The following is a 14,812-nucleotide window of genomic DNA, read 5'->3' on the forward strand; positions in this document are numbered from 1 at the left end:
CGCTCTTAACGATTTTTATATGAAGGGGTGCAAAACATGGCAGGGAAAAAAATAAAGGTATGGTCAACAGGTCTATTGGCACTGATATTGGCAGTTGTGCTGAGTGCATGTGGCACGAATGGAAAAAATGTTGAGAATAAAGAGGGCCAAACTTCCTCACAGCAGTCGGGACAGACCGTAACTGCCCAAGAACCTCCGGGCAAAACGGTTTACCCGCTAACGGTTAAGGATGCAACAGGGCAGGAATTTACATTTAAAAAGGCTCCGAACAAGATCGTTTCCGTCTCCCCGGCAGAAACCGAGGCACTGTTTGCCATCGGGCTGGATCAGGAAATTGTCGGTGTTTCGGATTACTCTGATTATCCGGAAGCGGCTACGAAAAAGCCTAAAGTGGGCGGTATTATGAAGCCGAACGAGGAGGCGATCATTGCTGCGAATCCTGATGTCGTTTTTGCAGGGATTTCACTTAGTGAACAGGCTACGACCAAACTGCGTGACATGGGAATTATGATTTTTAAAACGGAACCGAAAACCGTTGAAGATGTCATAGCTAACATCGAATTGTATGGGAAAATCACCGATCATCAGAAAGAAGCGAGAGCGGTGACCGACAAGATGAGAGCAGATGTAGCGGAAGTGAAAGAAGGAGTTAAAAACATCGGCAAAGGGCAGAAGCTGCGGGTATACGTCGAGTTTTCACCAGGCTGGACAGTGGGTAAAGGCGAATTTATGGACGAGCTGATTACGTTGGCGGGAGGAGAAAACGTAGGTGCCACGCAGAAGGGCTGGTATCAAATCAGTGAGGAAAATATTATAGCTGCCAACCCTGACGTGATTTTGTACAGCAAAAGTGTCAAGGATGACAAAACAGGTCAAACCCTCGGCGATATCATTAAAGCTCGCAGTGGATGGGATCAAATATCGGCTGTCCGTAACAACCGTGTATTTGCCGTGGATGATAATTTGATCAGCCGTCCAGGTCCACGCGTAACGGAAGGACTCAAGGAAGTAGCCAAGGGCGTGTATCCTGAAATTTTCAAATGAACCGCAGACTGATCGGTTTTGGAGGGACAGGTCTTGTTTTGCTGCTGCTGACGCTGCTGCTCTGTCTTGGCATCGGCTCGGTCAGTCTTCCGGTCAGCCAGATCACAGGTATTTTGATCAACCACCTACCATGGTTAGGTGATACGTTTACACCGGACTGGAATACATCCGCAGAGCAGATTATTTTGAAGGTTAGACTGCCACGTGTGTTACTTGGAATGTTGGTCGGAGCAGCGCTGGCGCTAGCGGGAGCCGGATTTCAGGGTGTGCTGCGTAATCCCCTGGCTGATCCGTATACACTGGGGGTATCCTCGGGGGCTTCGGTAGGAGCGGCAGTACTGATTTATTGGGGACTTCAATTTTCATTCGTGGGGATATGGACGCTTCCGCTAGTCGCGTTTATAACCGGCATGCTGACGCTGTGGATGGTGCTGACGTTGGCGCGTGAAGGTGGGAAAATTCCCACACAAAGCCTCATTTTATCAGGTGTGGTGATGCAATCTTTTTTAGGAGCTATTGTTTCTTTTTTGACAGCCATGTCGAAGGAAACAGTCAATGAAATATTGTACTGGACGATGGGAAGTCTCAGTCTGCGAGGCTGGTCATATACAGGAATTCTGTTACCTTACGTGATCATAGGACTGGTGTTCCTGTGGAATCGGGCACGGGTACTGAATATTCTGGCTTTGGGTGAACGTCAGGCAGCACATATGGGAGTTCATGTAGATGCGACGAAGCTATCTGTCCTGATCATATCTACCTTGCTCACAGCGGCCGCTGTCTCGGTATGTGGTGTCATTGGTTTTGTCGGACTCGTTGTACCTCATATCATCCGTCTGATGACAGGTCCCGATTACCGGATGATTGTTCCGTTATCTGCACTGGGTGGGGCTATTTTTATGGCTTGGGCAGATACCGCAGCTCGCACGTTGTTAGCACCAACGGAAATTCCCTTAGGCGTGATGACTGCCTTTGTGGGAGCACCGTTCTTTGCATATCTCCTGTATCGGAACAAGAAGCTGCGCAGGGGGGATCTGCTGTGACCGAACAAAGTGAATTACTGAAGGTGCGTGATCGAGCATTAGAGGTAGCGGGCCTGAGCCGTGCTTATGGGGAATCCCATGTGCTAAAGAATGTTAGCTGGAACGTAGACGAAGGAGCTTGGTGGGGGATCATTGGTCCGAACGGGAGTGGAAAATCGACCTTGCTGCATCTGCTTTCTGGCGTAGACCAGCCGACCTCTGGAAGTGTTCATATCTATGGTAAAAAAATCGATAGCTACAGCAGAAAAGAGCTTTCCCGATTTGTAGCCGTACTCCAGCAGGAAGGGATTCCTCCAGTAAGATACACGGTCAGGGAAGTTATAGAAATGGGTCGCTTCCCTCATCAGGACTGGCTTGGCAGGGAAAAAGGAGTCGACGTAGAGGCGATTACGGATCGAGTTCTAGCGCGATTGAGTCTAACTTCACTAGCCGACAGGACATTGGACCGCTTGAGTGGGGGACAGCGACAGCGTGTAGCTTTGGCGAAGGTGATGGTGCAGGAGCCACAGATATTGCTGCTGGACGAACCTACGACCTATCTGGATTTGCGATATCAGCTTGAATTTATGGAATTGCTTGCAGAATGGCGCCAAGAAACGGGTGTGACGATCGTTGCTGTTTTGCATGATCTGAATTTGGCGGCTCAATTTTGCGATAATTTGCTTGTACTTAAGGATGGAATGGTTGAAGGATTGGGTACTTCATCGGATTTGCTGACAGAGGATCGGATTCGGCGTGTATATGGTGTTGAGCCTGTGATGCTTCCGCATCCCGATAGCGGTGTGCCGCAGCTCTTGCTGCGCAGAAGCACTGCGTCTACAGCAGAATCAATAGGAGATTGTGAACATACTAAAAAGAGCAGGGAGTGGAAAGTATGAACGACAAGCTGCGTCAGCTGATTGATAGCATTGCCCAGCCTGATGGGGTGGCGGCTTCGGCAGCGTCAGCACATTTGGACCAATTAACAAAGCCACCTGGCAGTCTTGGAAAGCTGGAGAGTTTGGCCATCCAGTTAGCAGGAATTACTGGCGTGGACAAGCCTGAATTTGATCGTAAAACGGTAATGGTCATGGCTGCGGATCATGGAGTGTGTGAAGAGGGAGTTAGCGCCTTTCCAGCAGAGGTGACGCAGCAAATGCTGTATAACATGCTGTCAGGCGGCGCGGCAATTAATGTGTTGGCACGTCATGCGGGCGCCGATGTCCAAGTAATAGATGTTGGTGTGAATGCGGATGTTGCTCATCCGGATTTGGTGAACCGTAAGGTACGCATGGGCACTTCAAATATAGCTAAAGGGCCAGCGATGCTGCGTACGGAAGCGGAACAGGCGGTTTTAGCCGGAGCTGAAGCCGTAGCAGAAGCCGTAGCAGAAGCCGTTAAAAGGGGCACACGGCTATTCGTTACCGGAGAGCTGGGGATCGGGAATACGACAGCCAGCGCTGCGGTTGTATGTGCGCTCACCGGGCTTGAGCCGGAAGTTATCGTAGGCCGAGGGACGGGGGTAGATTCAGCGGGGCTTACCCGTAAAATAGCCGTTGTCTGCCGTGCATTGGATGTGAATCAGCCGGATGCTAATGACGCTTTGGACGTGCTGACCAAGGTCGGCGGTCTGGAGATTGCCGCCCTGGCAGGCGTCATCCTCGGCGCAGCCGCACATCGCTGTCCAGTGGTGCTGGACGGCTTTATTTCCGGCGCGGCTGCCCTCGCTGCACGCGCACTTGCGCCTGCGAGCGCGGCGTACATGCTTGCTTCGCACGCCTCGGATGAGCGCGGACACGCGGCGGTGCTCCGCCAGCTCAAGCTGGAGCCTATGCTTCAGCTGGACATGCGGCTCGGAGAGGGCACGGGCGGTGCGCTTAGCTTGCACCTGATTGACGCGGCGTGCCGCATTATGCGCGAAATGGCGACCTTTGCCGATGCAGGTGTATCGGACGGTCAGGGAGCCGCGCAGCGATGAAGGCGCTCGTGACCGGCGGGGCACGCAGCGGAAAAAGCGGCTTTGCCGAGCGATTATGCATGACGCGCGCCCCGCGCGCCTGCTACATTGCAACGGCGCAAGCCTATGATGTGGAGATGAAGGAGCGCATCGCCCTTCATCGACTCCAGCGCGATTCTGCCGGGTATGACTGGCAGACGCTGGAGGAAGCGCAGGCGCTGCCGGAGCTGCTGCGGCGGCTTGGCGGCACGCAAGCGTCGCAGCCTTCACCTGCGCCTATGGTGCTGGTCGACTGCCTGACCCTATGGCTGTCGAATGTGCTGCTGGCCGCAGGTGAGGACGGCGAAGCTACGGCCAGAGCCGCCATGGATGAGCTGGCGGCAGCTGTGGAGCAGTATCCGGGATCGCTCGTCATCGTCACCAATGAGGTCGGTGATGGTATTGTACCAGAATATCCGCTTGGCAGGTTGTACCGGGATTTGAGCGGGATGATGAATCAGCAGATCGCCCGTCTTTGTGATGAAGTTTTTTTAGTGACGGTGGGCATTCCCGTAGAACTTAAACAGTTGGAATATAAGCTATGAGCCGCGAACGTCAGGCTATTGCTGCAGCTTTTCAATTTTTAACCCGTCTACCGATCAAGGCGGAGCTGGATTTCTCCCCGGAGCTGCTGAAACGCAGTGCAAGCTATTATCCGCTGGTTGGAGTGGTTATTGGCATTATCGTCTGGGGCTTTGCAGCGATTACTGCTATGGTGCTGCCACCACTGCCGTGTGCAATTCTTACCCTTGCTATCTGGGTATGGTTGACAGGCGGCCTGCATCTGGACGGGTGGATGGATGCGGCTGATGCCTTGTTCAGCTACAGGTCCCGTGAACGGATGCTGGAGATTATGAAGGATAGCCGTGTAGGAGCGATGGGTGTGATTGCTTGTGTACTGCTACTCATGCTCAAGGCTTCTTTGCTGTATACGGTGCTGGTTGAACGGAATGTATCCGGCCTGTTGATACTTCCGATGGTTTGGAGCCGTTGGTTCATGGTACATGCGATGATGCGCTGGCCTAAAGCCCGGAACGATGATGGACTGGCGGCGCGTTTTGCTGATATGAATAGTAGACGTGTCGGACTGGCCGTATTCTGGGCAGTATTAGTGACGCTATGTGCTGCCGCAGGGCAATATATCTTTGCAGATTTTGCTATAGCGACTGAGGAAGCAGGAGGACTATCGTTGGCAGGGGCATACTTACAGATGCTTCTTTCATATTCTGGCTCTCTTCCAATCTGGCTAGGCTTTGCGTTGCTTCCGCTCTTGGCTTACGGAGTTGGAAGCTTTACAGCAAACCGTATTAACTGCCGCCTAGGGGGACTTACGGGGGATATATACGGAGCTTTGAACGAATTGCTGGAGGCGGTTTTGTTGCTGTGTATTGTCATTTTGTACGGATTGTGACCAAATTTGAATTGAATTCGTTAAAGGGGAAGAGGCAATTGTCAACTTTCAAACCGTCCTGCACAAACCCGGCCGCTATATTGATGCTTCAAGGAACAGCGTCGGATGTGGGCAAAAGCGTGGTGACGACCGCGCTGTGCCGGATCTTTAAGCAGGATGGCTATCGTCCCGCACCGTTTAAGTCACAAAATATGGCGTTAAACTCTTATGTTACTGAGGACGGCAAGGAAATTGGACGTGCTCAGGGTGTGCAGGCCGAGGCTTGTGGTATTGAGGCGACGACCGATATGAATCCGATTCTGATTAAGCCGGTCAAGGATATGCACTCACAAATTGTTGTACACGGTGTACCTTATGCCTATATGAGCGCCTCCGATTACCGAAAGGATTTTTTGCCACAAGCCAAGCATACCGTTATGGATGCGCTGAATCGGCTGCGCGATACCTATGATATTGTACTTATGGAAGGAGCGGGCAGCCCCGCAGAGATTAATTTAAAGGACCGCGATATTGTAAATATGAACCTTGCAGGCTGGGCGGATGCTCCAGTATTGCTGGTTTCGGATATCGACCGGGGCGGTGTCTTTGCCTCTCTGGTAGGGACTATCGAATTGCTGGAACCCCATGAAGTACAGCGTATCCGTGGATTTATCATTAACAAATTCAGAGGCGATTTGTCCCTGCTTCAACCGGGATTAGACTGGCTGGAAGAACGGACAGGCATTCCTGTGCTCGGTGTATTGCCCTATTTGCCGGACATTCGTATTGAAGCAGAGGATTCGGTCGTACTGGACAAGATGCCTAAGCGGTCAGTAAAGGATAAAGAATTGGATATTGCAGTGATACGATATCCGCGTATTTCCAATTTTACGGACACGGATGCTTTGGCCGCAGAGCCTGACGTGAGCGTACGTTATGTCACAGAGACCGGACAATTGGGCGTACCGGACGTCATCATCTTACCGGGAACCAAAGATACCATCGGAGACCTGCTGGAATTGCGTGAAAGAGGGTTGGAGGATGACATTCGAGAGGCCATGAAGACGGGACGCACGCAGCTGGTTGGTATTTGTGGGGGCTATCAGATGCTGGGTACAGCGCTATTTGACCCTGATGCTGTCGAATCTGGGTTGCCGCAGCAGGCAGATGGATTAGGTTGGCTATCTTTATCCACAACCTTCTTAAAGGAAAAGCAAACCGTGCGTGTTCAAGGAATCCTGTCTAGTCATTGTCCACTTTTGCTAAGCACTGCCCCTGACTCAGGTTCTGCCTCCAAACCAGTCATTGAAGGTTATGAAATACATATGGGTGTGACGGAGCATGTCACAGAACCACATGTATCTATAGACAGAACTTTAGACTCAACGAATATGAAAACATTATTCCAGATTCAGCGTGGAGAAGGAAACACCTTTGATGAAGGTTGGGGCACGACTGACGGTAAGGTATGGGGAACTTACTTGCATGGTGTGTTTGATAATGACCGTTTTCGCCGATCCTGGTTGGATGGACTGAGACAAGCCAAGGGCTTAAAGCCTTTGGACAGCACTTTTACTGTGCGTGAAGCCAAGGAACGGGAGTTTGATCGTGTCGCAGAGGTAGTACGTGCTCATTTGGATATGGAGCAAATCTATCGCATTCTGGGGATGAATTCATAAAATTCTTCATGGAAGTTCCTTTAAATCGCTTTAAAAAAATAAAGAGGTATCTCTACAGTCATTTTTGTGACTGAGAGATACCTCTTTTAGGATATCAGCTTACTTAATTTTAAACTTTTCAACCGCTTTTTGCAGCTCCGTTGCTTGTTGGCTTAATTGACGAACAACCTCACTGTGGCTTTCCATTTCATTCAGTTGCTCATCGGCATTTAAACCGATTTCCTGAATCATATGCTGTGCATTGGCAGCGATGAGAGCTGTTTCTTCCACGGAAGCAGATACTTCCTCCGAACTGGCGGATACTTGTTCCGTTGCTGCGGATACGGTTTGAATCGTAGCGTTAATCTTTTGCATGAGCTCACTCAGCTGGCTAAAGGCAAAACTTGCTTGCTGAACCATCTCCGTTCCCGAGTGAATCTCACGGCTAACCTGGGTCACAGAGTCCACCGATTGCTTCGATACTTCCTGAATAGTAACCAAATAGTCCGAAATCTCCTGTGTTGCTTCTTTGGATTGCTCTGCGAGCTTGCGAACTTCTCCGGCAACTACAGCAAAGCCCCGTCCATGTTCGCCTGCGCGGGCAGCCTCAATGGAGGCATTCAGAGACAACATTTGAATCTGCTTTGTAATATCGAAAATTGCAGAAACGATGCTGCCAATGGCTTCTGAGCGTTCGTTCATACTATGTATGTGTCGAAGCGACTCATCGGCAACATGTCCTACCTGTGACATTTGAGCTACAGCTTTTTGAGCGAGCGTATTCCCGTTGACCGTTTCTTTCGTCGCTTCGCTGATTTGATCAGATACATCGTTGGCGGAGGAGGCGATATACTGAACCCCTTGAGCGATCTCCTCCATAGCCTGCGCATTTTCAGCAGCGGCCGAAGCGATGCTGGTACTGCCCTTGGCTACTTCTTCAGCAGCAGCTGTAGAGTCCTGTACTTTTACACTCATAGCCTCAGTCCGACGAAGCAGCTCGTCCGAGCCTTCAACAACCGCCCCTGATGTAGAAAGGACATGACCAATCATTTCTTTTAAGTTATGAGACATAGATTGGAAGCTGCGGGCAAGTTGAGCAATTTCATTAACACCATGAACTTTCGCTTCTTGCGACAGATCACCTTGGGCAATTTTTTCACTATGACGAACCAATTCGGCAATGGGCTGCACAACTTTACGTATGACAAGGGTAGAAATAATTCCGCCTAGCAGGAGTGTTACCAAGGTAATACCTATGCAAATCCATAGTATTTGTTGGGATTTTTCCTGTACAAATCCGACATCTTCGTTCACGCCAAGAACTAGATTACTGCCTGATATGGCAAAGAAGGCGGTTTTGTGAATTCCGTGCGGATCACTGTACATGTCACTAATATTCATCTCGCCTTGCTTTGCTTTTTTAATATCTTCCACAGGTACGAGCGTATCCTTAACCTTGTATGCTGCTTTTACGTTTCGTGCGACAACTTCGGCCTTACCATCATCCTTCAGAACCGCAATATATGCCGATTCTAATTTGAGGGTGTCGACCTTGTCTTGAAGATAAGCTTCCATCTGCATAGCAGAGCCCGAATCAGAACCACTTCCTTGACCAGCCTGAACCGCTAAGGAAATATTGAGATCCTGGTACACATTTTTTGCTCCAGTTTCTAGCAGTTGATCTACTTGAGGCATGACACTGCTATTAATGATACTCATGGCTACTGCATAGAAACTGATGCTGAACAAAAGGGACGCAAAGAGCTGAATCAACAAAAACATAATCCGTAATTTTGCGCCTAGAGAACGATTAAAAAGCTTCATGAAAATTCTCCTCTCACATAATGGTAATAAAACAGACGATTGCCCTGCTTGATGTAGGCCGCTTGTCCAATGAGGTACTAGACAGCCATGATCTACTTGTTTTCCTTTCTTTACTTGAAGAAAAGACTGAAAATGTTCGGATTCTATGTATATTTCAGCTGTATTCAAGGGACAAGAATGAGAAAGGGAAGTAATCCATGATTTACTAAAAAGTAGGTTAGACCTATTTTACATAATTAACAGACGGTTGAATAGTCATATTTGCCCAAAAAGAAACAAAAAATATGAAACTATGGTCTTGGGTGTTTAGATGTAAGTTTGATGTAAATTATCAGAAATAAGAAATTTAAAAAGCTTTATCTGTGTTTTTGTAACTATTGTATAACCCGATCAGTCGTCTGTTTGATTTTATCTCAGGCGTATTCACTCCGCTCTTGCCATTGCTAATTGGTGGAGAAATCATTCAGGGAATTGCGACTGCTTTATTGGTCTTAGATTTTTTTTCTGATACTCAAGCCTTTACCGCTGTAGGGTACATTGGTGGAAGCGTATTTTATTTTTTGCCCGTAATGATAGCGATCAATGCAGCAAGAAAGCTTGGTAGCAATATATTTATTGCGGCGGCAATTGGGGCCTGCCCTTATTCTCCCGGCATTATAGAGCTGCTGCAATCCAGCCTGAAAATGAACTCAGACGGTTTACCCGTGGTGGAGCAACAGTATCTCGCTTCTTTTATACTGATCCTTATTGGTGTCTGGCTTGCATTGAAGATTGAAAAAGGATTGAAAAGGTTCGACCGCTATTCAATTCAACTGCTGGTCGTTCCGACATTGACGCTTATCGTTATTGTACCTTTATTGCTGTTTGTTTTTGGCCCGCTGTGGACGACCCTGGCACATAATTTGTCGTATGGTTTTGCTTCACTTTTTGACGATGCGGAAGTATTGGCGGGCATGCTGTAGGCTTGGTGAGTGATTCAGGACTTGAAATGCTCATTCACGTGGGGATGGACACTGTTAAACTAAAAGGACTTCATTTTACGTCTCATCTTAAAGCAGGAGATCGCGTGAAGGTAGGCGACCTTATACTGGAGTTTGATCTGGTGGAAATCCGCAAGGCTGGTTACGAAACGATTACGCCTGTTATTGTTACGAATGTGGATCAGTATAGCGAGTTGGAGCCTGCTGGAAATCAGCATAAAGTGGTTAAGGAACAAGAACTGCTATACACAGTGATTGTCTAACCGTTGGAAAATTCTACCCCTAAATTGAATACGAACCGTTGTGTTCAGAATAACAAACAGCAAGCCTTCATTCTTACGAAGGCTTGCTGTTTTGGCATTTACCTAAAGCCTACAGCTGAAGCAACTTTATTATTTTTATTTCAATAAAACCTACAAAAATAGTTGGCTTTGTGATATAGTAATCTTCGGATTGAAGGGTCGCTTTTTTTAAAACATCTTACGTTTAAGTTTGGAGGAAATGATATATGGATACCTTCTTTATTATTTTGAATGTCATCGTGCTGCTTGCACTGCTCGGCGTGTTGGTCTGGTTGCAGAAAAAGCGCATCTCTTTTACAAAAAGAGTATTTACCGGGCTCGGCTTCGGACTGATCTACGGGGCTATTCTTCAATACGCTTATGGGGCCAGCTCAGAGGTCATTACCAAATCGGTCGATTGGTTCAACCTTGCAGGTAATGGTTATGTCCGTTTGCTGCAAATGGTCGTTATTCCGCTGATCATGGTGTCGATTATTTCAGCTATTATGAATCTAAAGGGAAGACAGAACCTTGGCAAAATAAGCGTGTCCATTATTGCAGTACTACTGATTACAACGGCAATTGCTGCTTCAGTAAGTATTGTAACCAGTCTGTCTTTTGATCTAAAAGCAATTGAAATTCAAAAAGGGGACAAGGAGCAAGCGCAGGGCCTGAAGATGGAAGAACGTCTGGGAACAGTCCAGGATATGACCATTCCACAGCAGGTATTGGAGTTTATTCCTTCGAATCCTTTTGAAGATATGACGGGGGCACGCCGTACATCGACCTTGGCCGTGGTTATCTTCTCGGCTTTTATTGGGGTAGCAGTACTCGGTTTGGATCGTAAAAAACCGGAGCAGGCGCAAACTTTCCGCAAAGTGATCGACGCAGTGTACGCTGTAGTGATGCGGATTGTAACGCTAGTGCTGAGATTAACGCCTTATGGTATTTTAGCACTGATCACGAAAGTGGTAGCTACGACAAATCCGGATGAAATCTTGAAGCTGATCAAGTTTGTACTTGCTTCTTATGTGGCTTTATTGGTGATGTTCGTTATTCATCTTATTTTGCTGGCCTTGTTCGGCTACAATCCAGTGACATATGTGAAGAAGGTATTGCCTACACTGGTTTTTGCCTTTACTTCTCGTTCCAGTGCAGCGACCATTCCATTAAATGTTGAAACACAAACGAAAAAGCTTGGTGTGTCCGACGGCATCGCGAATCTGTCCGCGACCCTGGGAGCGACCATTGGGCAAAACGGCTGTGCGGGTATTTATCCGGCGATGCTGGCCGTCATGATTGCTCCAACAGTGGGCATAGATCCTACAAGTTGGAATTTTATCCTCACGCTTATTCTGGTTGTTACGATCAGCTCGTTTGGTGTGGCAGGTGTAGGCGGTGGGGCCACCTTCGCTTCCCTGATCGTGCTTTCTACCATGAACCTACCTGTGGCCTTGGCAGGATTGCTCATTTCTGTTGAACCGTTGATTGATATGGGACGTACTGCGTTAAATGTTAATGACTCGATTACAGCAGGTCTCATTTCAGGCAAGGTACTCAAGGAGAACGATCACGACGTGTTTAACAACCATGGCATGGATCTGGATGCAACGGCGCACTCCTAATTAAAAAGATAAACGGATGGTGTTCACTACAGTCTCATATCGCATCTATAGCATATGTATATGTGTAGTGTGTACCTCCATACTCAGAGCCGACCCTAAGGTCGGCTCTTTATATTGAACTTATGACCGTGTAAATTATAGCTGTTCACAAATCCTAATCTATGATACATTAAAATAATGTTTTTCCGGCTTGTTCGGATGAACCGCGGTTCGCAACCATCCCGCGCTATCAAAACTAGGAGGCTTTCATGTTTAATCTGTTATGGGGGATAGCATTTGTCCTCGTCAATTTTATGTTCTTTTTGCTATGTTATCGGTTGTTCGGTAAAAAAGGGCTGTACGCCTGGATTGGCGTTGCTACTGTATTGGCCAATATTCAGGTAACCAAAACCATTGATCTGCTTGGCATTACCACGACATTGGGAAATACAATGTATGTATCTATGTATATGGCCAGCGACTTACTAAATGAGAAGTATGGGCCTAAAGAGGCACGAAAAGCTGTATGGTTTGGCTTTTTCACTCTGATTATGACGACGATCACGATGCAGATGGTGCTGTTGTTTGAGCCTACTGCCACGGATTTTGCCCAGACACCTATGCAACAGCTCTTTGGATTGTTGCCAAGGCTTGCGCTTGCCAGCTTGACAGCCTATGCGGTTAGTCAATTGCTGGACGTGCGTCTATACGCCTGGATTCGTAAATTTTTCCCGGAGCGTCATCAGCTCTGGATTCGCGGCAATGGCAGCACGATGATCAGCTCGTTTATAGACACCCTCATTTTCTGTAGTATTGCCTTTTACGGCTATGCGTGGGGGATATGGATCGAGCTGCTGTTTACCACCTACATCTTAAAATTTATACTGACTGCGGCGGGTACACCAATTTTGTACATCGCACGCAATTTCCGTTTGATGGAAGAGGAGGAGCAAACCCTCAAGCCGTGATTGGCTTGGGGTTGCCCCTCTTTTTTTTCATACTTCTAACCTATAAATTACAAACAATAACGATAGATTACCCTAGCACGGTCAGTTCCTTCGGAAATGAGGTCAGTACTTCCACACCCTTAGAGGTGACCAGAACATCATCTTCAATCCGCACGCCTCCGAGACCTGGCACGTAGATGCCGGGCTCGATGGTGAACACGAAGCCTTCATGAAGCAGATCGCTATTGCCTCCGTGTACAGACGGATATTCATGAACACTCATGCCAAGACCATGTCCAACCCGATGGTTAAAAGCTGGTCCATATCCAGCGGCTTCAACAACGGCTCGTGCTGCCTGGTCTACGGATGCACAGGAAACTCCAGGGCGAATGGCGGCAATTCCGGCTTCGTTTGAACGAAGAACCGTATTATAAATCGTTTCCAGCTCTGCCGACAGCTTGCCAAAGGCAAACGTACGCGTAATATCCGAAGCATAACCACCCGAATATACGCCCATATCAAACATAAGCAGATCGCCATGTTGTAGCTTGCGGGTCCCCGGAACCCCATGAGGTAAGGCTGTTTTGGGTCCAGACAAGACCGTAGTGTCAAAGGATGGACCATCTGCCCCAAGCTTTTTCATCTGGTATTCGATTTCAGCTACCAGCTCGACTTCCGTCACCCCTTCACGAACATGCGTTAGGCCGTGACGAAGAGCATCTTCCACCAAACGAGCTGCGTGTTTCAGACGTTGTACTTCCTCAGGTGTTTTTCTCACACGCATTTCTTGAAGCACCGGACCCAGGTCCACATATTGAGCCGCACCAATGGCAGTATGTAATTGTTCGTAACGGAGGACGGAGACGTGCTCCTTTTCCAGTGCGAATGCTTTCACACTAGTACCCGTGCGTTGGCGCAACAGATCATATGGATTGTCCGTATCGGTGTGGGTGGATATACGCTTCACGGAAGAAGCGGCTTGGGCTGCTTCGGCATCCAGGGCGGGTACAATCAGTTCTGGTTCTTGGTCACGAAGCAGCACGAGACCTAGAAAACGCTCATGCGGATCACTCGCAAAGCCTGTCAGGTAGTAAATATGCTTGGGATCGGTCACAAGTAGGCCATCCCAAGCTTGTGACTTTAGTTCATCATACAATTTGGCAATTTTATCATTCATAGAGTCTCATTCCTTTCTGTCCATTTATTCATTATAGCTCTTATTACATCCTAATTTATATTTATAAATGGGTTATTCTTTTGTCTGACTTAATGCTTGTAGACGTGCCTGTACATTTTGATCATAGTAACCACCATGGTAGCAGAGTACCTTATCAACATCCAATACCGTCAGCTTATCGAGGCTTTTCAGCGCCAACGGCATATCTGGCGTAGCCGACTCGGCAGGACCGACCAGCTCACCTTCGACTACGCGCAGTTCATCTGCTGCCAACAGCAGCTTCTGTGCAGGCACATACAAGCTGATATGTCCGGGCGTGTGACCGGGTGTATGAATAATTTGTATACCCCCACCATAAGGCAGATGCTCACCGTCCTCAAGAATATGAGCAAAGCGCAAGTCTGGCAGGCGGCGAACCATATCCTCTGCTTGCTGCTTGAGCGCAGCATCCATCAGATTAATGCGTTCCGGCGTCAGCTTCACAAATGGTCGCTCTCCTGTCATATAAGGAATGTCATCCTTATGGGCCAGTAGGGCAATATTCGGCAGCAAGTCCAATAGTGCATGAACATTTCCGATATGATCAATATCCTGATGTGTTAAAATAATTCTTTTCAAACGGCTTATATCCTCACCCACATCGGAAATAGCCTTGCGTAGTGGCTCCAATTGCCCGAGCATTCCCGTGTCAACCAGTGTAAGTCCATCCTCATCCTTGATCAGTACAGGATAAATGGTCGATTTTCCAAAAAAAGATTCCATAGGGACTTCCAAAATCAAAATTTGAGTTCCAATATTCATATTAAGCTGCTTCAGATTCCCTTGACTCCGAAGCACACCTCCTGTCTCATGTCGTTATATCGGTTAACTAGTGTTGGCGTTTCTTCAA

General features: G+C 48.0%; 13 protein-coding genes and 1 pseudogene. 11 read left to right on the forward strand and 3 right to left on the reverse strand.

Features of this window, described 5'->3' with window-relative positions:
* The first annotated feature begins 36 nt into the window (after positions 1-36).
* The 7 genes from FKV70_RS02515 to FKV70_RS02545 are packed head-to-tail and all read left to right on the forward strand — an operon-like array spanning position 37 to position 7,131.
* A complete protein-coding gene (locus FKV70_RS02515) occupies positions 37-1,044 on the forward strand; it encodes an ABC transporter substrate-binding protein (protein ID WP_142611735.1) in 1,008 nt (335 codons plus the stop codon).
* Positions 1,041-2,087, forward strand: coding sequence for a FecCD family ABC transporter permease (locus FKV70_RS02520; protein WP_063208175.1), 1,047 nt, complete (start codon positions 1,041-1,043; stop codon positions 2,085-2,087). The genes FKV70_RS02515 and FKV70_RS02520 overlap by 4 nt, the downstream gene beginning before the upstream one ends.
* On the forward strand, positions 2,084-2,965 hold the full coding sequence (locus tag FKV70_RS02525; RefSeq protein WP_142611736.1) for an ABC transporter ATP-binding protein: 882 nt from the start codon (positions 2,084-2,086) through the stop codon (positions 2,963-2,965). The genes FKV70_RS02520 and FKV70_RS02525 overlap by 4 nt, the downstream gene beginning before the upstream one ends.
* Positions 2,962-4,044: a nicotinate-nucleotide--dimethylbenzimidazole phosphoribosyltransferase gene (gene cobT / locus FKV70_RS02530; RefSeq protein WP_142611737.1), complete on the forward strand. Its 1,083-nt coding sequence runs from the start codon at positions 2,962-2,964 to the stop codon at positions 4,042-4,044. The genes FKV70_RS02525 and cobT overlap by 4 nt, the downstream gene beginning before the upstream one ends.
* Complete coding sequence (gene cobU, locus FKV70_RS02535; RefSeq protein ID WP_142611738.1) at positions 4,041-4,607, forward strand: bifunctional adenosylcobinamide kinase/adenosylcobinamide-phosphate guanylyltransferase; 567 nt, start codon at positions 4,041-4,043, stop codon at positions 4,605-4,607. The genes cobT and cobU overlap by 4 nt, the downstream gene beginning before the upstream one ends.
* Positions 4,604-5,473 (forward strand): adenosylcobinamide-GDP ribazoletransferase, encoded by an 870-nt coding sequence (cobS, locus tag FKV70_RS02540; protein ID WP_142611739.1) that lies wholly within the window; start codon positions 4,604-4,606, stop codon positions 5,471-5,473. Before cobU ends, cobS begins: the two co-directional genes overlap by 4 nt.
* A 38-nt stretch (positions 5,474-5,511) precedes the next feature.
* The gene (locus tag FKV70_RS02545) at positions 5,512-7,131 is read left to right on the forward strand and encodes a cobyric acid synthase (RefSeq protein ID WP_142611740.1); all 1,620 of its coding nucleotides are present in this window, start codon (positions 5,512-5,514) and stop codon (positions 7,129-7,131) included.
* A gap of 99 nt (positions 7,132-7,230) precedes the next feature.
* Here FKV70_RS02545 and FKV70_RS02550 read toward each other — a convergent pair whose 3' ends face one another.
* Positions 7,231-8,934 (reverse strand): methyl-accepting chemotaxis protein, encoded by a 1,704-nt coding sequence (locus FKV70_RS02550; protein ID WP_142611741.1) that lies wholly within the window; start codon positions 8,932-8,934, stop codon positions 7,231-7,233.
* Positions 8,935-9,311: 377 nt separating this feature from the next.
* On the opposite strand from FKV70_RS02550, the gene FKV70_RS02555 reads away from it, so the two are divergent.
* From FKV70_RS02555 to FKV70_RS02565, 4 genes and pseudogenes are all read left to right on the forward strand, one after another.
* On the forward strand, positions 9,312-9,896 hold the full coding sequence (locus FKV70_RS02555) for a PTS sugar transporter subunit IIC (RefSeq protein ID WP_244310619.1): 585 nt from the start codon (positions 9,312-9,314) through the stop codon (positions 9,894-9,896).
* A pseudogene (locus tag FKV70_RS26340) lies at positions 9,875-10,177 on the forward strand (PTS sugar transporter subunit IIA); the annotation flags it as partial. The gene FKV70_RS02555 and the pseudogene FKV70_RS26340, both read left to right, overlap by 22 nt.
* A gap of 245 nt (positions 10,178-10,422) precedes the next feature.
* On the forward strand, positions 10,423-11,820 hold the full coding sequence (locus FKV70_RS02560) for an L-cystine transporter (RefSeq protein WP_142611742.1): 1,398 nt from the start codon (positions 10,423-10,425) through the stop codon (positions 11,818-11,820).
* A gap of 248 nt (positions 11,821-12,068) precedes the next feature.
* Complete coding sequence (locus FKV70_RS02565) at positions 12,069-12,767, forward strand: queuosine precursor transporter (RefSeq protein WP_142611743.1); 699 nt, start codon at positions 12,069-12,071, stop codon at positions 12,765-12,767.
* 67 nt (positions 12,768-12,834) lie between these two features.
* Here the strand turns inward: FKV70_RS02565 and FKV70_RS02570 are convergent, their stop codons facing one another.
* Both FKV70_RS02570 and FKV70_RS02575 read right to left on the reverse strand, forming a co-directional pair.
* Entirely contained in the window at positions 12,835-13,923 is a 1,089-nt protein-coding gene (locus FKV70_RS02570) for a M24 family metallopeptidase (protein ID WP_142611744.1), read from the reverse strand.
* Between the two features lie 72 nt (positions 13,924-13,995).
* Positions 13,996-14,760, reverse strand: a complete 765-nt coding sequence (locus FKV70_RS02575; RefSeq protein WP_482811951.1) for an MBL fold metallo-hydrolase — start codon at positions 14,758-14,760, stop codon at positions 13,996-13,998.
* Positions 14,761-14,812 lie beyond the last annotated feature (52 nt).

Source organism: Paenibacillus ottowii (assembly GCF_006874425.1).
GTDB classification, from domain to species: Bacteria; Bacillota; Bacilli; order Paenibacillales; family Paenibacillaceae; genus Paenibacillus; species Paenibacillus ottowii.